The organism is Sorangium sp. So ce385, assembly GCF_051474135.1.
Lineage (GTDB): Bacteria > Myxococcota_A > Polyangia > Polyangiales > Polyangiaceae > Sorangium > Sorangium cellulosum_D.
On the sequence record NZ_CP150337.1, the window covers coordinates 10525728 to 10550697 of the forward strand.

Sequence of the window (24970 nt, forward strand, 5' to 3'; positions counted from 1 at the left end):
CCATGGAGCGAAACCAGCTTCGGATCGGGCGCCATCGCACGTTACGGGTTCTGCTCATCGCCGAGTTCACGTCGATGCTGGGTACCCAGCTCAGCGCCGTGGCCATACCGTGGCTGGTGCTTCAGCTCACTGGATCGTCGCGCGATATGGGCCTGGTGATGGCGGCGCAGATGGCGGGCATCGCCGGATGCGGCGTGTTCGGCGCCTCGCTCGCGGGCCGCGTGGGCCCGCGACGGGTGATGCTCATCGGCGACACCGTCCGTGGGGCGTTCGTCGCCCTCCTGCCGCTGCTGTACCACCTGGGCTGGCTGAATATCGGCGTGTTCATCGTCGTGATGTTCGCGGTCGGTGCGTTCTTCGCGCCCTACCTGGCCAGCCAGCAGTCGTTACTGCCCATCGTGGTGGGAGAGGACGAGGCGCTGTTGAGCAGAGCGACCGCGACGTTGCAGACCGCCACGCGGCTCAGCGTGCTGTTCGGCCCGCTGCTGTCCGGCGTGCTGATCGCGGGGCTGGGCGCCCCTGTGGTGCTGTTGCTGGACGCGGCCTCCTTCGCGACGTCGGCGGCGCTGCTGCGGCTGTGCCTGCCCCGGACGACGGAGCCGGTCAAGACGGGTCGTGGGTCCCTGGGCGCGGGGGCGCGCACGTTGCTGGCGGACCGGCTGCTTGGCACCTGGTCGCTCGGGCTCGCCCTGGGTGAGATGGCCTGGCAGGCCCTGTTCGCGCTGCTGCCCGTCATCGCCCTCACCCACCAGCACGGCTCCGCGATGGTGGCCGGCACGCTGCTCGCGATGTTCGGCGGCGGGGCCCTCGCCGGGACCCTGCTGGTGGGGCTCCTGCTGCGGCGGCTGCCCGCCAGTACGTTGGCGGTCACCGGCCGGGTAGCGCTCGGCCTGGCGTTCGTGCCCCTGCTGTTGCCGCTGAACGTCGCAGCCCTGGCCGGTTGCTTGATCCTGGTCGGCCTGCTGAACGGGGTCTCCAGCGCTCCGGTCGCGGCGGTGCGCGCCCTGCGCGTCCCGGCACGGCTACGCACCGAGAGCCTGACCGTCGCCACTTCGCTCGCGCTCGCCGCCGGTGCGCTGGGCTGGGCCCTGGCGGGCACTGCGGCGCAGAGCGCTGGACTCCCGACCGTCTTCCGTATCCTGGTCGCCCTCCAGGTCATGGCCGCGGCGCTGTTCGTGTTCGGCGCTGGAGCCCCCGCCCAGGAAACCTCGAAAGGCTGAACGTGGCACCTCCGTCACCCTTCGACACACTGCACCCCGACTGGACGCCCCAGGCCGTGGGCGCTCCCCTCGACGAGGCGCCGGACCTCGGCGACCGGCGCGCGCTCGACCGCATGGCGGCGGATCACCGCGCGGCGTCGTCGACATCTCCGCTCCAGGGAGGCACGACATGACGAGCACCCAGCACGACGACCAGAGCCGATACATCGCCGTCATTGGCATGGCGGGACGGTTCCCTGCAGCCGCCTCCGTGGAGCAGTTCTGGCAGAATCTGTGCCGAGGTATCGAGTCCATCTCGGTCCTGGACGATCGCCGCGACCCCGCGTACCCGGAGTATGTCCCGGCGTACGGTCTGCTGACGGGGGCGGACGAGTTCGACGCGGAGTTCTTCGGCTGCTCGCCCAACGATGCGTTGATTCTCGATCCCCAGCACCGCATGCTGCTGGAGTGTGCGCACGAGGCGCTGGAGCGCGCCGGGTACGGCGGCGCCGACCGTCCGGCGACCGGGGTCTTCGTCGGCGGCTCCGGCACCAACTACGCCGAGCACGTCCGGGCCCGGCTCGATCAGTTGCCGTTCGTCGACGAGTGGCAGGTCCGGCAGTCCACGGCCGTAGACTTCCTGAGCAGCCGGATCGCCTATCGACTCGGGCTGACCGGTCCGGCCATCACGGTGCAGACGGCCTGCTCCACGTCGCTGGTGGCCGTGCACGTCGCGATTCAGGCGCTCCTCGCCGGCGACTGCGATATGGCGCTCGCGGGCGGGGCGAGCGTGCTGGCGAGCCTGCCGAGAATGCGGTACACGCCCGGGGGCATCGTGGCGCCGGACGGACACTGCCGAGCGTTCGACGCGGCCAGCTCCGGGACGGTCAGCGCCAGCGCAGTGGGGCTGGTGGTGCTTCGGCCGCTGGCCGACGCCGTCGCCGACGGCGACCACGTGCATGCGGTGATCCGTGGTTCGGCCATCAACAACGACGGCAGACACAAGATCGGGTTCACTGCGCCCAGCGTCTCCGGTCAGGCTGAGGTCGTCCGCGCCGCGCACGCCGCGGCCGGGATCCACCCTGACGAGATCGGCTACGTGGAGGCGCATGGCACCGCCACCGCGCTGGGCGATCCCATCGAGATCGCGGCGCTAACGAAGGCGTTCCGCGCCGGCGGCGGCCAGCGCGGCCGCTGCTGGATCGGCTCCGTGAAGACGAACATCGGCCACGCCGACGCCGCCGCGGGCGTCGTGGGGCTCATCAAGACCGTGCTCGCCGTCGAGCACGGCGTGCTGCCCCCGAGCTTGCACTTCGAGCGGCCCAACCCGATGATCGATTTCGCCTCATCCCCGTTCGACGTCAACACCGAGCTGCGCCCATGGGGCACGCCGGGCCGCCCCCGCATCGGCTGCACCAGCTCGTTCGGGGTGGGCGGTACCAACGCGCACGCCGTGGTGGCCCAGGCGCCCACCGTCCCCGAGGGCTCGGCGGGTCGGTCGCATCAGCTGCTCGTGCTGTCGGGGCGCACCCGCAGCGGCGTCGAGGCGGCCGCGCGGCAGCTCGCCGACCACCTCGAGGCCCGCCCGGAGGTCGACCTCGCCGACGTGGCGTGGACCCTTCAGACCGGCCGCGCCGCGCACGCGCATCGCCGTTTCGTGGTCTGCACGGACCTGACCGAAGCGGTGACCGCGCTCCGCGGCGGACGCCGCGACGACGGCGCCGCCGCGGCGACGAGCCCTGCGCCGGTGTTCATGTTCCCCGGGCAGGGCAGCCAGCACGTCGGCATGGCCGCCGCGCTCTACGGTCAGGAACCGGGGTTTCGCCGCTGCCTCGACCAGGTCGCGGACCTGGCGGGCGCGTCACTGGGGCTGGATCTGCGCGACGTGCTGTTCCCCAAAGGGGACCGCGAGCGCGATCTTGCCAGGCGGCATCTGGACACCATCGCCGTCGGCCAGCCGGCCGTTTTTGCGGTCCAGTACGCGATGGCCCATCTGCTGGTATCCTGGGGGCTACGGCCGAAGGTCGTGGTCGGCCATAGTCTGGGCGCCTATGCGGCCGCCTGCGTGGCCGGCGTCCTGTCCCCGGAGGACGCCGTCAAGCTGGTGGTCGAGCGGGGACGGCTGCTCAGCCTGGTCCCAGCGGGTGGTATGGCCGCCGTACGGCTCCCCGAGGCCGAGCTCACGCCGCTGCTTCCTCCGGGACTGTCGATCGGCGCGGTGAACGGACCACGGCAGTGCACGGTCACCGGCCCCGTCGACCGGGTGGTCCGGTTCGCGCGGGAGCAGGCGGAGCGCTCGGTCGAGGCCCGCGTGCTACGGATCGCTACCGCGGGGCACTCCTCGCTCGTCGAGCCGATCCTCGACCGGTTTGCAGCGGTCGTCGCTGGCCTGAAGCTCCACCGGCCCGAACTGCCGATGATCTCCGACACCACGGGGACCTGGGCGGACCCGGACGCGCTGCGCACGGTGGACTACTGGGTAGCGCACCTGCGTCAGCCCATCCGCTTCGGGGATGCGCTGTCTATCTTGCTTGCGATGGAGAGCCGGGCCATGGTCGACGTCGGGCCGGGGCGCACGCTGCAGTCACTCGCCCGACAGCACCCGAATTTCGAAGACCGGCACGTCGTCGTGCATGCGTTGCCCCACCCTGTCGAGTCTGTTTCCGATCTGGGCACCGCCCTCACCGCCGTAGGCGAGCTCTGGGCTGGGGGCGTCCAGGTCGACTTCGCCGCATTGCACTCGGGCGAGCGCCGGCGACGAGCTCCACTACCCACCTACCCTTTCGAGCGGCGTCGTTATCTGGTGCCTCCGCCCGAAGTTGCCCATCCCACCGCCGCGGGCAGTACGCCGCTGTCCTGGGTGGGCGCGACGGACCGAGGGACACCCGATGCAGGGCAGACCCGCGATCACCGGCAGTATCCGCCGGTGCTGGCCGCGGTCCTCGCGGCTTTCGGCCAGGCGTTGGGGGTGCCGGACGTCGAGGCGCAGGACAGCTTTCTTGATCTCGGCGGCGACTCGCTGATCGCGACCAAGCTCGCCTCGTGGGTGCGGTCGGAGCTCGCCGTCGCGGTGACGGCTGCGGACATCCTACGCAGCCGCAACGCCGCGACGCTCGCCGCGATGATCGAGGAACGCCGGGGCGGCACCGCTCCCACATGGCCTGGGGTCGATCGATGATCGGCAAGAGCCCCTGGCTGGTGGGCAAGGCCATCCCTGGAGAGCCCAGCGCTCGTCTATGCTGTTTCCCACACTCGGGGGGCCTGCCCAGCGAATACGTTCGGTGGGGTCGCGAGCTGCCCGGCGTTCAGGTTTACGGGATCTGTCTGCCCGGGCGCGGAGCGCGCGTCGCGGAGGCGCCACCGGCGAGCATGCGCGAGCTGGTTGACCGGTTCCTCGCCGATACGGCCCTCACCCCGCCCTTCGTTCTCTTCGGCCATAGCCTTGGTGCGATCACGGCATTCGAGGTGGTCCGCGAGCTGGCCGCACAGGGCCGGCCGCCGCCCAGCCGACTCGTCGTGTCGGCGTGCGCCGCCCCGCACCTGCTCCAGACGGCGTCCGGTCTGCACACGTTGCCAGACGCCAGCCTGGCGAGGGCGATCGGCGATCGGTACGGAGCGATCCCGCAGCAGGTGATGGCCGACCCGGAGCTGCTCTCCTCGCTGCTACCCGCGTTCCGGACTGACTTCACCCTCCTGGAGACCTACCGCTACCGGCCGGGTCCGCCGCTGACGGTGCCGCTGGAGGTATTGGGCGGCGATCGGGATGCTGTGTCGCTGGAATCGCTCGAGGCCTGGCGTGGACACACCACATCGAGCTTCCGGATCCATCGCTTCGCCGGCGGCCACTTCTACTTCCGGGAGGATCTGCGGGCGCTCCTCGACGTACTGGGTGCCGTTCTGGGTGTGCAGCGGGGTGAGGACCTGGCGCGTGACGGCGCCAGGGGCGAATCCTGCGGCCAGCCCCTTCCAGAATCTACGTCGAGCCCGGGGAGCAGAGCTTGACGGGCATCGCAGGGAGCTCATTCGAAGGAGGGAGCGCTTACCAGGTGGCGTATCCGGCTCTCGTCCAAACCCGCGCGCCGAGCGTTCGGGCCGTGCGATCACTCGGGGTGGATGGGGAGGTCCCAATAGCGCCCCAGCTCGACCTCCGCGCCCGTCTTCACCGCGGCGTGAGGAACCCCGCCACGACCTCCAGCTGGTCGCGCAAGAGGGAGAGCTTCGGGCCATGACCCTCCGGGTCGGCCCAGGGATCGATCCAAGGCGAGAGCTCGGCCCGAGCTCGCTCCACCCACCCGGGGCGGATTTGGGCGAAGGGCCCGCGCACGATGCGCTCCAGCCCGCGCAGGGCCTCGTGGAGCCGCGTGGCGAGCTCCTTGGTCTGGTCGACGCACGCCACGGCGTACTCGTGTCCATGGACGTCGATCGCCCGCTCAAGGTCGGTATCGATCAGCTCGCGCGCGCGTGCCTCGTCCTCCCGCGGTGAACGACGGTGCCGCAGGATCGTTCGAGTCGAGGCGCGCGATGAGCTCGGCTAGTACAGCGTTCCCGAAGTTCGTCCCTGGATCGACGACATGCCGGCCCGTTCACGCTCCGGGCCAGCCGGGCTGGTGAACGGAGCGAGCTCCGTCACAGGACGCGGATGCAACGCCCGACGGCGTAACGCCACTGCGGGTGCGCTACTCGATGCGCGCAAGCGTCCAGGGGAAGTCCGCCATCAGCCGCTTGAGCAGGTCCTGCCACAGGCCGCGGAAGCCGGTCTTCTCCCACCGTCCGGTGTGGGTCGCGATCTCGAGCGTCCAGAAGTGGACCGTGTCGCGGCGCAGCCGGGCGTGGCCGCTCGGGTCGGCTTCAGGACCCGACTCGATGATCACCATCTGCCCGTACTTGCGCGCCCGCAGGTGAGAAAGCCCCTGGGCTGCGAGGAAGGAGCTGATCGCGGCGGCGTGCTCGGGGGCGGCGTGCTGCTTCGGCATGGGCCCGCACCGAAGCTCAGGCTGCGTACGATGGCAAGGTCGCCCTCCACTGGCCGCGGAACTTCCAGCGGAAGGGCCGGGCTTGGTGCTCGTTCCAGCGGCGCACGAAGCCGAGCACGCACCGGCTCAGCTCCTCGGCGGAGGCGAAGGAGGCGTGCTTGAGCACCCGACGGCTCAGGATGCTGAACCACAGCTCGATCTGATTGACCCACGAGGCGTGGATGGGCGTGTAGACGAAGTGGAAGCGCCCGCCGTGCCGCGCGTTGAACTCGTTCCACCTGGCGCCGTGGTGGATGTTGAGGTTGTCCCAGATGATGTAGACCTCGCCCGTGGGGTAGCGCTTCGCCACCTCGTCCATGAACGCGAGCAGATCGGCGGCGGTGCGTGTCGGTCCACAGCGCGACACTACCTCGCCCGTCTTGACGTTGAAGGCGCCGATCAGCGCGAGCGTGCCGTGGCGTTGGTACTCGAACTCCCGGCGCGCGGCTTTTCGGCTGCGGCACGGCTGCATGGGGAACCGATGCTCCAGCGCCTGCATGCCGGTCTTCTCATCGACGCACAGCACGGTCGCGCCTGTGGGAGGCTCCAGGTACAGCTTGCAGATCACCTCGACCTTAGACCGGAAGTCCGGGTCCGGGCTGTGCAGCCACGGCCGGACCCGATGCGGTCGGAGGCTGGCTCCCTGCAGCACGCGCCAGACCTCGGTGCGGCTCAGCTCCACCTTGGTCTCGAGCTTCAGGGCCTTGGCCAGCTGGTCCAGGGTCCAGACCTGCTCGAACGGAACCTTGTGCTCATCGGGGCGGCTGCAGGCCAGCTTGATGAGCTCGTAGTGCACCGTGGTCGCCACGCGCGGCGGTCGGCCCGTGCGCGGCTTGTCCTGCAGCACCGCCTCGTCGGCAATCGCTGCGACCCGGTTGCGCCACTTGCGCACCGTCTTGATGTCGCAGCCTACGGCGCGCTGGATCTGCTCGTTGCTCCATCCCTCGTCGGCCAGCAGCACGATCCGGACACGCTGCGCGTCGCGCTGCGAGGTCTTGGGCGAGCGCGCCGTCAGCTGCAGCTTGTGGCGCAGCGGCGCGGGCAGCAGGACGGGTTTTGCGCGAGCTCGGGGCACCTACGCGCGTGGGACCTGCCCCGAGCCGAGGGCTTCAAGAACGCACGCGATCGCAGATGACCCGGCAACCTCGCCTCGCAGACCTCAATGCGCTGCGCATGCTCGCCACGCTCAGGCTGCGCACGACCCCGATGGGCTCGGCTGGCTCACCTCGGATCCAGGGATGAACTTCGGGAACGCTGTACTAGCGCTGGCGGTGGCCCGCGCGGCCGGGACCAGCGCCGGCCGCCCTTGCCTGCGCGGGGCGCGCGCCGGCTCCGCCCTCCGCCGGCGCGTCGCCGGGCTTGATCATCCCGAGATCGTGCAGCGACGAGTAGTGGCCGTCCGGCGCGAGGATGACGTGGTCGACGAGCGGCACCCCGATCACCTCGCCGGCCGCGGCGACGGCGTCGGTCATGGCCACGTCCTCGGGGGACGGCGCGGAGTCGCCGCTCGGGTGGTTGTGCACGAGCACGAGCGCCGACGCCGCGTCCGAGAGCGCGGCGCGCAGGATGTCCTTCGCCGTGACCGAGCACCCGTGGAGCCCGCCCTGCGCGACCCCCTCATCCCGTTGCGACCGTCGAGCGAGATCACCCACATCTGCTCGTGATCGAGCGGGCCGAGCTGCGCCGCGCACCACGCCGCGATCGAGGCCGACGTGCGCACCGGCGGCCGCGGGCGCACCGCGCGCTCGAACGCGCGCCGCCCGAGCTCGAGCGACGCGGCGATGCGGAGCGCCTTCGCGAGGCCGAGGCCTGGGTGCTCGGCGAGCGCGTGCGGGCCGAGCCGCGAGAGCCCCTCCAGCCCGGAGAAGCGCGAGAGGAGCGCGGCGGAGACGATCGTGACGGGCGTGCCGACCAGCCCGGTGCCGAGCACGATCGCGAGCAGGTCGGCGTCGCCGAGCGACCAGATCCCCTCCTCGAGCGCGCGCTCCCGCGGGCCGAGGAAGGCGGCGAGCGCCGCGGGGTCGTCGGTGTACGACTCGGAGACGGGGAGGTGATCGGGCAGCAGCGCGGCGCGCTTCCAGGAGCTCATGCGCCGGCCACAAGCACGCGGCGGGCCCGGCGGCCGGCGCGCGGCGCCGCGGCGATCGGCGCGCCTTTGGGGCGGCGGAGCGGCAGCGGAGGGTGGCGGCCGCCAGGCCCGCCCCCGGGAGCAGCGCGAGACGGGCCGCGGATGATCGGGTCATCGAGGATGAGGGTTCTGAAACGGCGGAGGTCCTCCCGAGCGCGTAGTTCCACGGGTCGTCCTGGTTCCACCCCTCGGTGTTGGTCCTCGATGATGACGGATCGGCAAGGTCGGAGGACGGCACCGAGAGCGCGGATGCCCACCCCCGGCCCGTGCTCGGCGCTCCGCGCCTGCGCGCGGTCCGCCCCTCCCAAATCGCGCGCTCCGCGCGCTCAGGGAGGGGTGCGCCGTCCGAAGATAACGGAGGGTGCATGCTCGACCTCCGGTCTGTCGTAGACGATCTCCCCCGCGTCATTCTTGCGATAGATCTGGAACACTTGGACCGCTTCGCCCGAGGCGAGCTCCACGACGGCATGGATGGCGTCCACGTCCTCCGATGCCCCTCGTTCACGGACCCGTACGTCGCGATAGAGCGCGACCGCCCGGAGCTGCTCGGCCGCCGCGCGCTGCCGGAACGCGGTCGTGAGAAGCGTCCAGCCGTCAACACCGCCGTGCGGCGCCACACCGATGGCATACTTCCCGGCGGCGTCGACCGCGATCGAACCGGGGAGAAATGTTCCCTGTCCCTCCAGAGCACTCTTTGCGACGTCGAGTACCAGCCCAACGAGACGCGAGAGCTCGCCCATCCTTTCGCCATGGTCATTGCTCATAAACGATATATCCCGATTTTTATGGTTGACGGCGGCCTCGATGGAATATCGCTGGCCGCGACGCAGAGCGAATAGATCCTTCACGTCATGACGTGATATCGAGCAAGAAGAGGGCGTCGGCCCAGAGCGGCCAGAGCGTGCGGTACGGGTGCGTCGCCAGCACCACGCCGCCGCTCGGGAGGCGACGCACGTGGTAGGGAGCATGGCGCTCGATGAATTGGACGTGTTTGCGCGACGTCACGTCCACCTCGCACGTCGGCGTGCCCTCCTTCGTCGCTGCGATGGTCTCAAGGGCAGCCGATTCGACGGTGCGCCATTCCTCATCCGCCACCGCGGACGCTTCGAGTGCGTCGAGCAGCGCAGCCGGTGACTCCGTGAGCGCCTTGAGGACCGCTTCGCGCGAGAGCTCAGCGCCGTCCTCAACAGCGACGCGCGCTCCGCGCGGCGCGGCGTCGACGCGCGCGTGCAACACGTCCGTTGGCATTCCCGCGGAATGTGCGACCTTGTCACCATCCCGCAGGTTTACCCACGTAAGGGCGAGATCGTGTGCAACCAGCGCCGCGTTGGTGTGATAGGTCGCGCACGCCTTGGTGGGCGGCCCCCAATCCGCGAATTCCGTCCAGGCGCCGGCCGTCACGCGCGCACGCGCATCCGGCGCGCAGAGGCGGACCATAAGATCTTCGAGATCCTGCTGGACCTGCATCGCCAGGATCGCCGCCTCGACCTCGACGGAGCGGGTGCCGCCGAGGGCGATGCGAAGGCTCCAGGGAAGTAGATCGCTGCGATCGCCGGGGCGTGCGCATAGAGGACCGGAGGGATACCGGCGCTCCCACTCTTCGCCATTGCATTCGACAGCGAGTTCGATTGCGCTGCCGGAGTTCAGTTTCACGCCGAAGGATGCGAAGACATGCGTCCCTGCGGTGAATCCTGCGCGCACCGCCGCGACCGTCTCGCTGAGGGTGACCGTATCGCGCCATCGCCAGGTGCTATCTGGATTGTCGATGGACTCGATGTGGAAGCCGCACGTCCCCCCCGGGATGACGAGAGCAGACAGAGCCGCCGCGAGCGCGTCGCCCCTGTCCGTCTCGTCACACCATGCATAGAGCCAAGGACCTGATACACTCATAACTGGATCACCATGACCAGGTTCCTAAAGCCTTCAAGCTTGATGCGCTTACCCGTGAGCGCGTCGACTAGATAGCCGTCCTTGACGATCTTGTTCTCGTTCTTGAGCGGCGCACCCTTGGGGGTGATGAACTCGATCCGCTCTACGTCGCCGGCGAGTCCTTTGTCGCTCAGTTTCTTCATCGCATTCTCGAGCTGCGTGAGTGCGTGGTCGATGTCGACCTTCCCGGTGGCACTGTCAATATCCTTCACCTCGGTCAGGGCCAGCTTGTTTCCCTTGGTCACGGTGAGAAAGTCGGGAGCCCTTCCCAAGGTCGTACTTGGAGGAGACTCCTTCAGTATGTCCAGCACCCGGCGCACTCCGTCGTCGCCGACGCCGATCAGCGCCCGCCCGTCATCCAGCATGAGCTTGGCCGCCTTCTTCTCCATCGCGTCGAGTGGCTTGCTCGTGACTGCCCCGCGCAGCGTCTTGTACCAGGTGCGCCGCGGTGCGCGCAGGGCCGTGGCAAGTTCCTCGCCCATCTGCGCGATCTCCTCGGCGGCCCGGATCGCATCCGGCGTCAGCCCGCCGGCGCGGCCGACCGCGCGCCACATCGGCCCGACCGCCCCGAGCCCGAACCCCACCCCCGAGAAGATCCGCTCCTCGTCGCTCAGCGCCTGCCCCGCCGGCAGGCACCACGCCTTCCCGGTCACCGCCTCGCACAGGTCGAGCGCCGGCCCCACCACCGGCACGAATCCCACCCCGATGCGCGTCGTCGCGTGCACCAGCGTCTGCATCACCCCCGCGTACGCCTCGACGCCTTCCCCGACCGTCGACATCGCCCCCGCGAACGCGCTGATCGTCTGGTAGAGCTGCGTCTGCTCCAGGTCGAGCCCGTCCCCGGTCCACTGGTTCAGGCTGTCCTTCATCTGGTCCGCGAGCGCGTCGAACCTCGGCTTGAGCACCGTGTCCACCTGCGCCCGCAGGTCCGCCGGCACCGGCGAGTCCATGAACCAGTCCGACGCATCCATGAACCGCCGCACGTACGCCGTGATCCGGTTCTGCGCTTTCAGGAACGCGTTCGTCTCCGCCAGCGACACCCCCATCCGGTCGCGCAGCGCGCTCTCCAGCGCCGCGCTGTTCTCACGCCACGCCCGCACGTTCGCCACGAAGTCCGCCCGCGCGACCACCACGCCTCCGCTGACGTCCGCCTCCAGGGCCGCGATCACCGCGTCCGCGTATGCCGCGTACGGGTCCCTTCCCTCCTCGAACGCCCCGTCCACCTCCGCGATGTCCGGCACCTCCACCCACGGCACCTCGCTCTCCCCGAGCGCGTAGTTCCACGGGTCGTCCGGATCCCACCCCTCGGCACGCGCGTCCTGCGTCGCGAGGTCCGCCACCGCATCGGCCTGCGCGCCGAACTCGTCCATCAGCCGCGCGAGCTCGTCCTCCAGGTCGCCGACGCTCTTCTTCAGGTCGTCGACGAGCTGCTCCATCGCCGTCCGCGTCTCCGCGTCGACCACGTCCTTGTACCGGTCGAGGATCGCGTCGAGGTCGGTCCGCGAGATCTCGTCCAGCGGCCGGCTCACCAGGTCGTGCAGCTCCGTATCGAGCTGCCGCAGGAGGTCCATCCGCGCCCGGAGATCCGCGACCCTGGCGGCGTTGCGGAGGAGCTCCGTCATCAGCCGGGCGATCCTGACCTCCAGCTCCGCGATGTCGCGCGCCAGCGCCGGGTTGATCTCCGAAAGGCTCAGGTCGACCGCGGTGCTGCCCTCGAACCCGGTCCCGTCGCGGCGGATGTCGAAGAGCGGCTTGTTCAGCCCGAGCGGCTCCGAGACGAGGTGCACCACGTCGTGCACGTGGGTACACCAGTTGCCGCCGTTCGTGGTGTGGACCCCGAAGTGGAAGTCGTTCCTTCCCATGCGGAGCAGCACCGAGTCGAACTCCGCCTCGAGCGTGTTGCTCGCGGAGCCGTCGGCTTCGATCTGCAGCGCGCCCGGGATCCCGTAGGTGGGCAGTGGCGTCTGATTCACCTCGAAGATGGCAGCGCCTTCATGCTCCAGCTCGGGGCTCGCGCACGAGTCGACGTCCTGATGGCTCCTCCAGAGTATCGTGTACGGCGTGCCGGCCCGCGCGAACGACGGCGAGAGCAACGCCAGCATCGTGACCAGCGCGACGAGCTTCTGCAGCACCGCGGCGCCCGAGCGGCGCAGCGCGAACTCCTTCGAGCCTCTCATGTCCCCTCCGCCCCGCGCACCGCCGCGTCATACGCGATCGCCGCGCCCTTCACGTCGCCCGCGTCGAGCCTCGCCTGCACCGCGTCGAGCGCCGCCGCGGCCATCCCCTTCTCCCGCAGCGCCGCGAGGCCCGCCGCGATCTTCCGCGGCAGGCCCGTCCTGAGCTCCGCCTCCGCGGCGTCGAACCGCCCTCGAAGCGCGGCGCACCCGGCCTCGCGCCACGACGCCCCTGCCGCTTCGCAGAGCGGCCGCATCTGCACGAGCGCCACGAGCTCCCCGCACCGCTCGGCCAAGAGCGGCAGCCCGAGCTTCTCGCTGACCGGCGGCGCCGCCGACAGCGCCTCCACCCGCGCGCGCGCCCCCTCGCCGAACACCTCCGACGCCCTCTCGATCCGCGACCGCGCGATCGCCTCGCGCGCCCCTTCGTCCCCCTCCAGCACACCGAGCGCCTGCCGGCGCAGCGCGATGCCGCCGATCAGCGCCGTCGCCGCCGCGTCGCTCCGGGCGACGCGCCGCTGCGCGTAGCCCAGCATGGCGCTCAGCGAGCGCAGCGCGCCCGAGGTCATGTCTGGCACCACCGCCCCGTGCGTCGCGAGCACCTCCTCGTGCGGCGCGATCGCCTCGTCGAACGACACCGCGAGCGCCTGGAGCTCCGCCGCCAGCGTCATGATCTCCGCGGCGAGCTCGTTCGGCGCCCGGCTCGCCTCACGCGCCGCCGCGAGCACCGCCTGCTCCGCGCCATCGAGGCCGTCGATGCCCGACCGCGACGCCTGCTCCGAGAGCGCCGCGTACGCCGCGGTCTCCGCCGCCTCGGTCGCGCGGTACGTGGCGAACCGCGCCGCGACGCCCGCGTACCTGGATTGCAGCGGCGCGGCGTCGCTCCGGGCCTCGTCGAAGATCGCCTGCACGACCGCCATCGCCTGCTTGTCGGCCGCGAGCGGCTCCTCCTCGGCGCTCGCCTTGTCGGTCATGGCCTGCCGGAAGTTGTCGGCCGCGCGGACCGGCTCCTCCTCCAAAATCGCCTCCTGGCGCTGCCTGGACTTCAAGAGCAGCCCGAGGAGCCTGCCGTGCAAGGTCGCCCGGAGCGACTCGGCGTTCTTCTGCTCGTCACGCACGTAGGCCACCGCCCGATCGATGTTGTCGAACCAGGCCCGGAGCGCCGCCGCGTCCGCGGCGAAATCGTCGAGCATCGCGCCGCTCGGCTCGACCGCCCACATCTGGATCGGCAGCTCGCCGTTCGCCTCGGCCTCGCTCCACGCGCTGCCCGGGCCCTCGCTCGCGTCCACGCAATGCTCGAACACGCTGGTGTTCGATTGCGCGCAGAACCGGCCGGGCGCGTGCTCCTCGCGCTCCCACAGGCACCCGGCCCCCACAGCGCCAAGCGCCAGGGCGGCGACAGCCACAGCGAGAATCGTCCTCCGCCGGCTTGGTTTGAATCGCTCCCTCAACTTCATTGCCTCCACCCCGCGATTTTTCTCACCTGCGCACGCTCGCCTGCCCGTTCTCCAGGTGCAATCGTCCTCACGAAAGTCGGTAGGACATTGCTCGGCCGAGGAGCGCGTCCCCGATCCCCCTTCCTCCGCCCTCGGCATATCGGCCGTGGCCGTGTGCCTCGGCCGCACAGCAGGTCCTCACCGCCGTTTCCAGCGCGCGGCGCAGTCAGCCGGAAGAGCTCGTGACGTCCCGCACGCGAAGTCGATGCGCCTCGCGCCGGTGGCGTCCCCCACGCGCGCTGGTTGGCGAATCAGCGGTAGAAACCCACTCATGGTGCGCAGGTGTTCGTCCACTTCAGGTGGCCACGCAGATCCACGGGAAGCAGATCCATGGGAATCGGATGCGAGCTGGCCGCCGGCGAGGGTCCGCCCGTAAAGTCGCCGGCGAGGGCGCGACAAAACAAAGGAAGAGGGCCCAGGTTGCAGCCTGAGCCCTCCATCGACGCTCGGTTCCGAGGAGAGCGCTCTTGGCTCAGACCGGCGCGTCGTCGCCTTCGAGCGGATCCTCCTCGTCCGGCGGCGCGCCGCCGGCGCTGCCGCTTCCAGCGCTGCCGCTGCCAGCCGCGCCAGCCGCGCCGCCGGGCGTCTCGGTCGCCTTCTTCCTGGTGCTCCGGCTGAAGAGCCGCCGCGTCGCGATGGGCACGAGCCGCGGGATGGTCGGATCCTGCTCGTTGGCGCGCTCGAACACCCGCACGATCTGCTCGAGCAGGATCAGGTTGATGCCGTCGGCCCGGTCGAGATCGCCGCTCGTGACCTTCTGGCCCGCGGGGCGCGCGGCCGCGGTCTTCGCCGCCTGGGTCAGCTCCTTGGCGGTCTCTTCGAGGCGCTCGACGTAGTCCTGGTCGAGCCGCATCAGCTTGGCGCGCACGGCGAGGGGGCCCTTCTTCTGCGCGAGGTAGCGCTTGCCGAGCGCGGCGAGCTGCGTGAGGCCGCGCGCGAGCGCGCCCGGATCTTCCGCGGTGCCGACCGCCTGCGCGAGCTCTTCGCGCGCCTCCTTGCCCGAGCCGGCGACGCCGCGAAGGACCTCGTAGGCCTGGTCGCGCAGGAGCAGCGCGCGCGAGAGCCGCTCGCGCAGCGCCGCGTCCGTCGTGGCGCGCGCCGCGTCCTTCTTCTGCCCGGCGCTCTCGTGCGCCTCGAGCAGCCGCTCCAGCGCGAGCGCCTGGTCGACCGCGAGCGCGAGCAGCTCCGGCGAGAAGCCGCGCAGCTTCTCCCGCTTCTCCTTCGACGCGCCCGACCAGCACGCGTGCGCCGTCGCGTAGAGGCGGCGCAGATCGGTCAAGACGCGCGAGGAGGCGATCTGCCGCCCTCGCTCGACGAGCTGGGCTTCGGTCGTGCCGTCGAGCAACGCCTCGATGACGCCGGGCTCCGGCTTGCCGAGCCGCTCGGCGAGGGATTCGAGCGTGGGATCGTTGTCGGTCTCTTCGGGAGGAGAGATAGGTTTGGCCATCTGCGCAGGCTAAGGAGATGCGGAGCGGCACGTCGAGGGCGTGGCAAGTTTTGGCCATGGCGCCAGCGAGCGCCGGAGATGCCCGTGGATGGCGACAGCGCGATGCGCGACGCGCGAGCGCGCGGCGCGGAGCCGTCGGCATCGCGGCGGAGGGCGTCGTCATTCCGGGAGGAGACCATCGTCATCCGAGGTGGACGCCGTCGTCATCCGCCCGCGAGCCATCCGCATCCGACCCGGAGCCATCGGCATCGGGGCCGGGGCCCGCCGGCATGCGGCCGGAGCCCATCGGCATCCGGCCGGACCCCATCGGCATCGGGCGGCGAGCCATCGTCATCCGGCCCGGAGACGTCGTCATCCGGGCGGGTACCCGCCGTCATCCGACGGGGGGTTCATCGTCATCCGAGGTGGAACCCGTCCGCATCCGGCGGAGACCCGTCCGCATCCGGCGGAGACCCGTCCGCATCCGGCGGAGACCCGTCCGCATCCGGCGGAGACCCGTCCGCATCCGGCGGAGACCCGTCCGCATCCGCGCGCCGGAGAGGCGCGGCCACCGCTCTCGCCCGTCGGCCGCCGCGTCCCGAGTGATCCCGACGGCGCGGCGCCGGCCGGGCTCACGGGGAGGAGCGAGGGCGGCGCGCGTCACTCGACGCGGACGACCGTCCCCGCGGGCAGGCTCTCGGCGAAGGCGTCGCGCGCCGCGCGCACCTTCGCCTCGACGAGGCCGTCGAACGTGAGCTTCGTGCGGTACTCGACGCCCGACCACCGGGGGTAGGAGCCGATGTCGACGTCGCGGTGCGCGTCGACGACGCGGTCGAGCATCGGCTTGAGCTGCCCCTCGTCGAGCGTCGTGAACACCGCGAGCGAGACGAACGGCGTGCCGCCCGAGAGCTCGGCCTGGATGAGCGCCTGCTTGGCCCGGAAGATCTGCGGCACGCCGGGCAGCATCCACACGTTGCGCATCACCACGGCCGGCCACGCGGCGCTGCCGCCGGTCACGAGCCGCGCGCCCTCCGGGATGCGCGCCATGAGCAGGTGCCCCTCGGTGAGCCGGTCGCCGTAGTACTCGCGCAGCATGCTCTCCATGTCGGGCGCGCTGACCACCGGCACGCCGAAGGCGCGCGCGACGCCCGCGATCGTCAGATCGTCGTGCGTCGGGCCCACGCCGCCGCTCGTGAAGAGCCAGTCGTGCGACGCCGAGAGCGCCCGCACCTCGGCGGCGATCACCTCGAGCTCGTCGAGCACCATGACCGCGCGCTCCAGCTTGACGCCGAGCGCGCGCAGGGTGCCAGCCAGCACGAACAGGTTCTCGTCAGCGATCTTCCCGCTGAGCAGCTCGTTGCCGATGATCAGCGCCGCGGCCGTCCTCATCTCACCCTTGCTCCGCTCAGCCCTCGAACTCGCGCGTCACCGGGCGCCCGTCGGCGTCCATCCCGAGCAGCTCCTCCACGCGCTTCTCCGCGCGGTCGAGCCGCTCCTGCGCCGACCGCGACAGCCGGATGCCCTCCTCGAAGAGCGACAGCGCGCGCTCGAGCGGCAGATCGCCGCCCTCGAGCTCCGCCACGATCTTCGCGAGGCGGCGCGTCGACTCCTCGAACGACATCGCGCCCGCGGCCTTGTCGCCGCCGCTCGCGGGAGCGCGATCGCCCTCGGCCACAGACGCCGCGGCGCGGGGCTCCGCGCGCGATCCGACGCCGGATTCCACGCCGGCTTCCACGCCGGGTCCCTCGCCCGGCCCCTCGCCCGTGCGGCTCTCGTCCGTCGCGTTGCTCATCGTCGTCATGAGCCAGCGTCCCCCGGGGGTGCGGCCGGCGCAAGCAGGACGGAGCTCACCCCGGGCGGCACCGCCGGCACGAGGAGCACGCCGTCGGGATCGGCCACGACCGGGACCGCGAGCCCATCCGGGCGGACGAGCCGCGCCGGACGCGACGACGCGCTCGCGGCCGCGCTTCGGTCGTTCGGGACGATCGCGATCCACACCACCCCCGTGGCCAGCGCGGCGCGCGGCGGATCGAGCGCCGGCGCGCCGGCGCCGGAGAGCGCGGCCCGCGCGAGCGCGCGCACCCCCTCGTCGGGATCGAGATCCCGCGCCGCGAGCAGGACGCGCCGGCGCTGCACCTCGGCGCGCCGAGACAGCCCGCGGACGATCGCGCGGCGCACCGCGGGGTCGTCCTCGAAGCGGTAGGCGCGCGCGAGGAGCGACACGCTGTCGGGCAAGGGGTCGCTCCCGAGGCCGAGCGCGACGTGCGCGCGCACGACCGGATCGCTCCCCTCGAGCAGCCGCTTGAGCCTGCCGCGGATCACCTCGTCGTCGCGGGCCGCGAGCGCGCGCGCCGCGAGCGGCGACAGCGGGCCGCCCGCCTCCGCGAGCGCGGCGAGCCGCGAGGTCGCGAGCGCGCCGCCCCGAGGCTCCGCGAGCAGCGCGACGCCGGCGGAGATCGCCGCCGCGTCGGGCGCGGCGTCGTCGCCGCCCGGCGCGGCGCCGCCGCCGGGCGCGGCGAGCTCCGCGAAGAGCGGCGCGAGCGCGGCGAGGGCGCGATCGCCCCGCGCGAGCGCGCCGCGCGCCGCCGCGTGGACCGCCGCGCGGTCGCACGAGGCCGGAGCGCACCCGCCGACGAGCTCGAGCGCGTCGCGGAGGCCGAGCGCCACGGCCCCGAACACCCCGACGGCGCGATCGCTCGACCCCTTCGGCGCCGCGAGCGCGGCGAGGAGCCGCCCCTCGAGCGACCCGGGCGCGTCGCGCAGCGCGAGCCCGCGCACCACGCCCGCGCGCAGGCCCAGCCGGCGGAGCTCCGCGTCCTTCGCGGCGCGCGGCCCGTCGACGAGCTCCGCGACGGCGGCCCGCGCCTCGGCCCCGGGCATCGTCGCGAGCGCGAACGCCGCGGCCGTCGCGAGCTCGGGGCGCTCGAGCGTCAGCCGGCGCAGCTGCCGCGCCGCCTCCGCGCCGCCCGCGCGGCCGATCGCCGCGACGGCGCGCGGCCGCGCGTCCTCCGGGAGCAGCGGGAGCGCGCGCGCGAGCGCCGGCACGAGCCGCTCCGCCGGCGCGAGCTCGGCCAGCCTGAGCCCCTCGAGCCGGCCCAGCTCGGAGCCGAGCAGCGCGGCCACCGCGTCCGGCGCCTCCGGCGCGCCGAGGTGGACGAGGATCTCGACGGTCGCCTCGAAGAGCCCCGGCTCCGGCTTGCTCAGCCACGCGCGCGCCTTGGCCAGCGCCGCCTCGTCGCCGAGCCGCGCGAGGGCGCGCGCCGCGGCCACCTGCGCCGCCCGATCGCCGCCCTCGAGCATCGGCCGCAGCGCCGCGATCGCCCGGAGATCGCCGAGCTCGCCGAGGAAGCTCACGAGCGCGGGCTCGAGCCGCTTGCGGCTCCCGAGCAGGAGCTGGAGCGACTCGGGCGGGTACGCCTTGATGGCGAGCGCGGCGGCCTCCCCCGCGGCCCCGCCCTGCACGATCGCGTTCACGAGCGCGCCGAGCGCGCGCCGCTCGCCGGTGCGCGCGAGCGCGAGGGCGGCGGTGCCGCGCAGCACCTCGCCGAGCGGGGAGGCGGCGCCGCGCGCGGGGCCGCCTCCCTCCGAGAGCTCGCGCGAGAGGAGCTGGCGCACGCTGTCGCGCTGCGCGTGCGGGGCGAGCGCCCGCACCGCCGCGAGGCGCGCCCTCGGATCCCGCGCCGCCGGGCCCCCCTGATCGAGCGCGGCGAGCAGCGCGGTCACCGCCTCCTCGGTGCCGATGGCGCCGAGCCGCTCGATGCCGCGCAGCCGCGCCTCCGGGTCGCTCGACGCGAGCAGCCGCTCGGCGACGGGCACGCCCAGGCTGCCGCGCAGCGGCGCCGCGCCTGCCTCGGCCCGGCCGCCGTCCTCCGCGGGCCGGGGCGCACGCACGACCGGCTGCGCCACGGCCGGGCCCGCCGTCGCCGCGACCGCGAGCGCCGCGGCGAGGCCCAGGGCGCGGTGGGTTCCAGGGAGAAATCGCATACGCGCCCCGTACTATCCCGCGATCGACGGCCCGCTGTCACTCCCCGGGCTGAGCCGCGGAGGGCGCGCCAACGCAGCGTGACGAGCCTGGAATTTGATGGAAGCACGCGCTAGGTCGACCTACGGTGCGGCCGCGAAATGCGCCTGTGAGCGAGGTGACGCTTGATCGACCTGGTACGGACACTGGAAAAGGCCATCACGGTATCCGCCAACAAGGCGTGGCCAGTCTTGCAGCATCTGAGCCGGCTCGGCGGCGAGCCCAAGCCGTTCCACCCGAAGTGGAGCGACAAGCCGATCCCGCGGGGCGGCCAGCGCTCGAAGCCCCCGCTCGGCTGGCCTCGCGAGACGGACAGCCTGTGCCCGCGCTGCGTCAAGGAGGCGCGCGCCGAGATCCTGAGTGGCAGGGCGGACTGGACCAAGCTCATCCATGACAAGCCCGGGGAGATCCGCGCCCGCATCGTCGCCCGCGACGGCCGCGTCGTCATGGAGAAGACGTGCCCGAAGCACGGCTCCTTCTCGGACACGATCTCGATCGACCCGGAGTTCCTCGCCCGGATCGAGCGCCTGTTCGGCGGCCGCGACGTCGAGATGACGCCGGACAGGATCCACGACCACGGCTCGAGCACCATCCGGTACGGCCGCGGCGCGGTGCTCACGGTGGATCTGACGAACCGCTGCAACATGATGTGCGACCCGTGCTTCATGGATGCCAATCAGGTCGGCTACGTGCACGAGCTCTCGTGGGAGGAGATCACGCGCATCCTGGACGACGCGGCGGAGGTGCGCCCGCGCCGCCAGATGTCGATCCAGTTCTCCGGCGGCGAGCCGACGCTGAGCCCGCATTTCCTCGACGCGATCCGGTACGCGCGCAAGAAGGGGTACTTCGCGGTGCAGTGCGCGACGAACGGGATCCGCTTCGCGGAGGAGCCGGGCTTCGCCAGGAAGGCCAAGGAGGCGGGCCTCCGGATGGCGTACCTGCAGTTCGACGGGGTGACGAACGCCGCGAACAGCCACCGGAAGATCGCGAACCTCTATGACGTGAAGCTGCGGGCGATCGAGGAGCTCTCGGCCGCCGGGATCGACGTCATCCTGGTCGTGACGATCGTCAACGGCGTGAACAACGACCAGGTGGGCCCGATCATCGACTTCGCGGTCCAGAACGCCGACAAGATCACGGTCGTCAGCTTCCAGCCGGTCAGCTTCACCGGCCGCGACGAGGACATCTCCGACGAGCTGCGCGAGAAGCAGCGCTACACGCTGAGCCACCTCGCGCACGACGTCGCCCGGCAGACCGGCGTGACCGACCCGCTCCGCGACTGGTTCCCCCTGTCGGCGCTCAGCCCCTTCGGCAACGTGACCGATCTGCTCGACGGCCCCGACAAGGACTGGGGCCAGCTCAACTGCGGGTGCCACCCGAACTGCGGGATCGGGACCGCGCTGTTCGTCCACAAGAAGACGAAGCAGGTGGTCCCGCTGCTCGATTTCATCGACGTCGAGGGGCTGCTCTCCGACCTGCGCGCGATCTTCGACGCCGGGCGCGGCCGCGCGCTCACGAAGGCCCAGGTCGTCGCCGCGCTCCTGCGCCGCTACCGACCCGAGAAGGCGCCGCCGAACTTCCACCTCGCGACCCTGGTGAAGCAGTTCATGAGCCAGACGGGCGCCGCGCACGCCGGCGAAGGCGACGCCCGCGACTACGAGTGGCGCGTCCTGTTCGTGGCGGGCATGTGGTTCCAGGACCTGTTCAACTACGATTTCCGCCGCACCGAGATGTGCATCATTCCGTACGGAACGCAGCTCGGCGAGATCAGCTTCTGCGCATACAACACCGGCGCCGGGTGGCGGAACATCCTCGAGAAGATGAAGGCCAATGCCACGGTAGCCGAATGGTACAAGAAGCACGGCCGGCACCCCGTGTACGCGAAGAATAAGGATCTCCCTCTACCGACCTACGAGAATCCCCTAACGATCATCGAGCACGATCTCGCATTGCGCGAGCGCGAGCAGGGCGGCCCGCGCGCGCGACCGCCGGCCAGGCGGCTGCCGATCGTGAGCTGATCGCGCGGCCTCCGCCGCGCCCGCGCGCGATTCTCCCCCGCCGCATGCGCCATCGCCGCCGATCGCCGACCGAGGGATCACGTGAGCCCAGGCTGTCGGCGATCGGTCGTAGCGCGCCTCACATCGGAAGGAAATCGGGTTTTCGTCGTGGCCGTGTGGGACGCGCGCGCGCACGCGCGCGCACACACATGGAGATGCGGCGCATGACTCGTGGAGAACGCACCACGCATGGTGTAGCCTGGTCGTGTGACCTTGCACGCTGGCCGCTATGAGAGCTTGCGCGCCATTGCGTCGGGCGGCATGGCCACCGTGTACCTCGGGCGGGCGATCGGCGCCGGCGGGTTCGAGCGCCTCGTCGCCCTGAAGATGATGCACCCGCACATCGCGGCGGAGCCCGAGTTCGTCGCGATGTTCCTCGACGAGGCGCGCCTCGCGGCGCGGGTCCGCCACCCCAACGTCGTCGCCACGTTCGATCTCGTCGAGGACCCGCTGTTCCTCGTCATGGAGTACATCGAGGGCCCGTCGCTGCACCTCTTGCTCCGCACGTGCGCGCGGGCGAAGCGGCGGGTCCCCATCGGGATCGTGCTCCGCATCTTCCTCGACGTGCTCGCGGGCCTGCACGCGGCGCACGAGCTCACCGGCTCCGAGGGCGAGCCGCTCCACCTCGTGCACCGCGACGTCTCGCCGCAGAACGTGATCGTCGGCATCGACGGGGTCTCCCGCATCACCGACTTCGGCGTCGCCCGCGCCGAGACGCGGCTCATGTCGACGCAGGGGAACGCGCTCAAGGGCAAGCTCTCGTACATGGCGCCCGAGCAGATCCAGGGCGAGCAGGTCGACCGCCGCAGCGACGTGTACTCGGCCGGCGTGGTGCTCTGGGAGATGCTCACGGAGGAGCGCCTGTTCAAGGCCGACAACGACGGCGCGCTGATCGCGCAGATCCTGAAGGGCCCGCCCGCTGGTCCGCGCGCGGTGGTGCCGTCGGTCCCCGCCGCGCTCGACACGATCTGCATGCGCGCGCTGCGCGCCGACCCGGACGACCGGTTCCCGACCGCGGCGGCGTTCGCCGAGGCGCTGGAAGAGGCGGCCGCGCAGACGCCGGGCCTCGCCGTGTCGTCGCCCCGGGCGGTGGAGGCGCTCATCAAGGAGGTCGGCCTGCGCGACCTCACCGCGCCCATCAGCGTGCGCAACGGCCCCGCGTCGAGCCCGAGGTCCGGACCGATGTCGGGGCGCTCGCCGCTCAGCCAGCGCTCCCCGCTGAGCGAGCCCTTGCCCCTGAGCCAGCGCTCTCCGCGGAGCGAGCCGCTGAGCCAGCGCTCTCCGCGGAGCGAGCCGCTGAGCCAGCGCTCTCCGCGGAGCGAGCCGCTGAGCCAGCGCTCTCCGCGGAGCGAGCCGCTGAGCCAGCGCTCTCCCTTGAGCGACCGCTCTCCGCTCGGCCTGCAGAGCCTCGGGCCGGCGCCGGACCTCGCGGGCGCCGAGGGCAGCGCGCCGGGGCTCGGCGCCGTCGTCTCGGAGCCCGTGTTCCGCCGGCAGCACCTCGTGCGCCGCAGCGTGATCGCCAGCGCCTGCGCGGTCGCGCTCGCGGCCGGCGTGGGCGCCTTCTTCGCGTTCGGCGCGCGCGAGCCCGCCGCTCGAGAAGCGACGGAGAGCGCCCCGGTCCTCCCGAGCTCGCCGCACCTGCCCGCGACCGTCGCCGACGGCGCGACGGTCCACGCCACCGCGCCGGCGCAGCCCGCCGGGGCCGTCGAGGCGCTCGCCCCGGGCGGCGCCGGCCAGGTCCCCGCCGCCGGCCGAGCCGCGCACAGCCCTCCTCCCGTCGCTTCCGCCCATGCCCCCGCTCCCGGCCGATCCGTTCAGAGCTCCGCGCTCGGCAGATCCGCGCAGGGTCCTGCTCCCACCGCCAACCGCGCGGCGAACGCCGTCGCGCGGCCGGCGCCCAGAGCGACCCCGCCCGTGGCCGTCAAGCCCAGGACGGGCCGGCCGGACACGCGCACGACGGGTGGATCCACCGCCTCGACGGCAAAGCCTGCCGCCCGCTCGCCGGCCGTCCGCACCGCGGCGCCGAAGGCGCCGAAGGCGCCGGAGCCGAAGCGGAGCGTTCCGCGGGCGACTTCCCGGACACCCTTCAAACCCTCGGGGCTGTGACACGCCAAAGAGCGGGCGATGACGCGCCGACCAGCGCGACGGTGACGCGCAGCGAGGTGATAGCGCGCCAGCCAGCGAGGTGATCACGCGCCGGCCCGCGAGGAGGTAACGCGCGATGTCACGAGGCCTCGCGAGACGCCATCGGCGCACCTGCGTCCCCGGACGTCAACGCTGGACAGACGCGACGCGCTGCGCCTGCGCGCCGGCGCAGCGATCCTCACGCGCGCGACCGGCCAGGCGATGATCCTTTTTGCCGACCCGTCCAACACTCCGGCCATGGAGGCCCGTCCAATGCTCCGGCGACCACCATCGCCTCCGCCTCGCGCAGGCCGCGCGCCCCGAGGTCGCGCCGTCAGCCATGGAACGCGTCGCTGCCGCACCTACATCGCCGCGAAAGCCAGCAGAAGGTCAGTCGCCGTCTCACGAGCGCGACATAGGAGGTAGGCTATTCTTGTCGTGGGGCGGTATGTGCTCGCCCAAGTGAAAGACGCGCCGCGCGTCAGACGTTACCCCGGGGGAACCAGCTCATGCGCTCGCTTTTCGAGCAGGTGGTCGAGTGCTGCGGCCTCGCGCCCGCGTTCGCCAGGAAGATCATCCAGGAGGCCTGCGAGCGGAGCGGCGTGTCGCCGCCCGACGCGATGACGCCTGCCGATCTCATCCGTTCCCTCCCCCAGATCCGCCAGGCCCTCGGCGTCTTCCTCGAGCCCTCGGAGGTCGCGCTGAAGACGGCCGCGATGCGCGCCCTCGTCAAGGGCTCCTGGCCGTCGATGCCCGCGGTCGTCCCCCCCGCCCAGAACCAGGACGGCCGGACACCTCAGGACGAGCCGAAGTCCAAATCGAGCTCGTAGAGCTCGTAGTGCGACCGCTTCATTCCGAGCGCGACATAGGTCGACTGCGCACGCGCGTTCGCGGTCTCCACGTAGAGGCGGATGCCGCATACGTCCCCCGCGTCCGCCGCCATCTCGTGGACTCGCCCGTACAGCGCCCGGAAGACCCCGCTGCGCCGCGCCGCGGGCGACACGTAGACGGACTGGATCCACCAGAAAGTGCCGTTTCTCCAGTCGCTCCATTCGTAGGTCACCATCAGCTGCCCAGCCACCTCGGAGGCGCGCTCGGCGACCAGGTAGAACCCTTTGGTCTCATCCGCGATCAGCGCGGCGGCGCCGCGGAGGGTGGTGGCGGTGTCCAGCACCTTGCCCTCCGTCTCGAGCGCCATGGCCCGGTTGTTCGCCGCGATGATCTCCACGTCGGCGGGCGCCGCCCGGCGGATCACGAGCGCTGTCACAGGGCGGCCCCCCGGCGGGGTTCGCAGCGGCGCCCTCCCGGCGCGGGGGCGGGGGGCGGCCCGCCGGGGAGCTCGGGAACGCGGCGTCGGCTCGACATGGCCGACCCCATAGCGCGGACCGCGCGGCTGCTCAACCG

General features: G+C 71.9%; 20 protein-coding genes and 1 pseudogene. 7 read left to right on the plus strand and 14 right to left on the minus strand.

Features of this window, described 5'->3' with window-relative positions:
* Positions 1-2: 2 nt before the first annotated feature.
* Genes WME83_RS38490 through WME83_RS38505 form a run of 4 tightly spaced genes read left to right on the plus strand, consistent with a single transcriptional unit; the run spans position 3 to position 5201 of the window.
* Positions 3-1220 (plus strand): MFS transporter, encoded by a 1218-nt coding sequence (locus tag WME83_RS38490; RefSeq protein WP_437314684.1) that lies wholly within the window; start codon positions 3-5, stop codon positions 1218-1220.
* A 2-nt stretch (positions 1221-1222) separates the two neighbouring features.
* Positions 1223-1393, plus strand: coding sequence for a hypothetical protein (locus WME83_RS38495; protein WP_437314685.1), 171 nt, complete (start codon positions 1223-1225; stop codon positions 1391-1393).
* Complete coding sequence (locus tag WME83_RS38500) at positions 1390-4377, plus strand: type I polyketide synthase (protein WP_437314686.1); 2988 nt, start codon at positions 1390-1392, stop codon at positions 4375-4377. Before WME83_RS38495 ends, WME83_RS38500 begins: the two co-directional genes overlap by 4 nt.
* The gene (locus WME83_RS38505) at positions 4374-5201 is read left to right on the plus strand and encodes a thioesterase II family protein (protein WP_437314687.1); all 828 of its coding nucleotides are present in this window, start codon (positions 4374-4376) and stop codon (positions 5199-5201) included. Before WME83_RS38500 ends, WME83_RS38505 begins: the two co-directional genes overlap by 4 nt.
* A gap of 157 nt (positions 5202-5358) precedes the next feature.
* Here the strand turns inward: WME83_RS38505 and WME83_RS38510 are convergent, their stop codons facing one another.
* From WME83_RS38510 to WME83_RS38570, 13 genes and pseudogenes are all read right to left on the minus strand, one after another.
* On the minus strand, positions 5359-5595 hold the full coding sequence (locus WME83_RS38510; RefSeq protein WP_437314688.1) for a hypothetical protein: 237 nt from the start codon (positions 5593-5595) through the stop codon (positions 5359-5361).
* Positions 5596-5875: 280 nt separating this feature from the next.
* On the minus strand, positions 5876-6172 hold the full coding sequence (locus WME83_RS38515; RefSeq protein WP_437313608.1) for a hypothetical protein: 297 nt from the start codon (positions 6170-6172) through the stop codon (positions 5876-5878).
* A gap of 16 nt (positions 6173-6188) precedes the next feature.
* Positions 6189-7286 carry an IS630 family transposase gene (locus WME83_RS38520; protein WP_437313607.1) on the minus strand — a complete coding sequence of 366 codons (1098 nt, stop codon included), beginning with the start codon at positions 7284-7286 and terminating at the stop codon, positions 6189-6191.
* Positions 7287-7470: 184 nt separating this feature from the next.
* On the minus strand, positions 7471-7905 hold the full coding sequence (locus tag WME83_RS38525) for a JAB domain-containing protein (RefSeq protein ID WP_437314689.1): 435 nt from the start codon (positions 7903-7905) through the stop codon (positions 7471-7473).
* Between the two features lie 155 nt (positions 7906-8060).
* Positions 8061-8300: pseudogene (locus WME83_RS38530) on the minus strand (UPF0758 domain-containing protein); the annotation flags it as partial.
* A 365-nt stretch (positions 8301-8665) separates the two neighbouring features.
* Entirely contained in the window at positions 8666-9187 is a 522-nt protein-coding gene (locus WME83_RS38535; protein ID WP_437314690.1) for a hypothetical protein, read from the minus strand.
* Position 9188: 1 nt separating this feature from the next.
* A complete protein-coding gene (locus tag WME83_RS38540) occupies positions 9189-10229 on the minus strand; it encodes a hypothetical protein (RefSeq protein WP_437314691.1) in 1041 nt (346 codons plus the stop codon).
* Entirely contained in the window at positions 10226-12445 is a 2220-nt protein-coding gene (locus WME83_RS38545) for a hypothetical protein (protein WP_437314692.1), read from the minus strand. The genes WME83_RS38540 and WME83_RS38545 overlap by 4 nt, the downstream gene beginning before the upstream one ends.
* A complete protein-coding gene (locus tag WME83_RS38550; protein ID WP_437314693.1) occupies positions 12442-13848 on the minus strand; it encodes a hypothetical protein in 1407 nt (468 codons plus the stop codon). The genes WME83_RS38545 and WME83_RS38550 overlap by 4 nt, the downstream gene beginning before the upstream one ends.
* 562 nt (positions 13849-14410) lie before the next feature.
* Complete coding sequence (locus WME83_RS38555; protein ID WP_437314694.1) at positions 14411-15385, minus strand: hypothetical protein; 975 nt, start codon at positions 15383-15385, stop codon at positions 14411-14413.
* Between the two features lie 639 nt (positions 15386-16024).
* A complete protein-coding gene (locus WME83_RS38560; RefSeq protein WP_437314695.1) occupies positions 16025-16753 on the minus strand; it encodes a competence/damage-inducible protein A in 729 nt (242 codons plus the stop codon).
* A gap of 16 nt (positions 16754-16769) precedes the next feature.
* The gene (xseB, locus tag WME83_RS38565; RefSeq protein ID WP_437314696.1) at positions 16770-17165 is read right to left on the minus strand and encodes an exodeoxyribonuclease VII small subunit; all 396 of its coding nucleotides are present in this window, start codon (positions 17163-17165) and stop codon (positions 16770-16772) included.
* A complete protein-coding gene (locus tag WME83_RS38570; protein ID WP_437314697.1) occupies positions 17162-19348 on the minus strand; it encodes a HEAT repeat domain-containing protein in 2187 nt (728 codons plus the stop codon). Before WME83_RS38570 ends, xseB begins: the two co-directional genes overlap by 4 nt.
* 228 nt (positions 19349-19576) lie before the next feature.
* On the opposite strand from WME83_RS38570, the gene WME83_RS38575 reads away from it, so the two are divergent.
* From WME83_RS38575 to WME83_RS38585, 3 genes are all read left to right on the plus strand, one after another.
* Positions 19577-21403: a radical SAM protein gene (locus tag WME83_RS38575; protein ID WP_437314698.1), complete on the plus strand. Its 1827-nt coding sequence runs from the start codon at positions 19577-19579 to the stop codon at positions 21401-21403.
* 276 nt (positions 21404-21679) lie between these two features.
* Positions 21680-23548: a protein kinase domain-containing protein gene (locus WME83_RS38580; protein WP_437314699.1), complete on the plus strand. Its 1869-nt coding sequence runs from the start codon at positions 21680-21682 to the stop codon at positions 23546-23548.
* Positions 23549-24075: 527 nt separating this feature from the next.
* Positions 24076-24396, plus strand: coding sequence for a hypothetical protein (locus WME83_RS38585; RefSeq protein WP_437314700.1), 321 nt, complete (start codon positions 24076-24078; stop codon positions 24394-24396).
* Here WME83_RS38585 and WME83_RS38590 read toward each other — a convergent pair.
* Complete coding sequence (locus WME83_RS38590) at positions 24363-24833, minus strand: GNAT family N-acetyltransferase (protein WP_437314701.1); 471 nt, start codon at positions 24831-24833, stop codon at positions 24363-24365. The genes WME83_RS38585 and WME83_RS38590 overlap by 34 nt on opposite strands.
* Positions 24834-24970 lie beyond the last annotated feature (137 nt).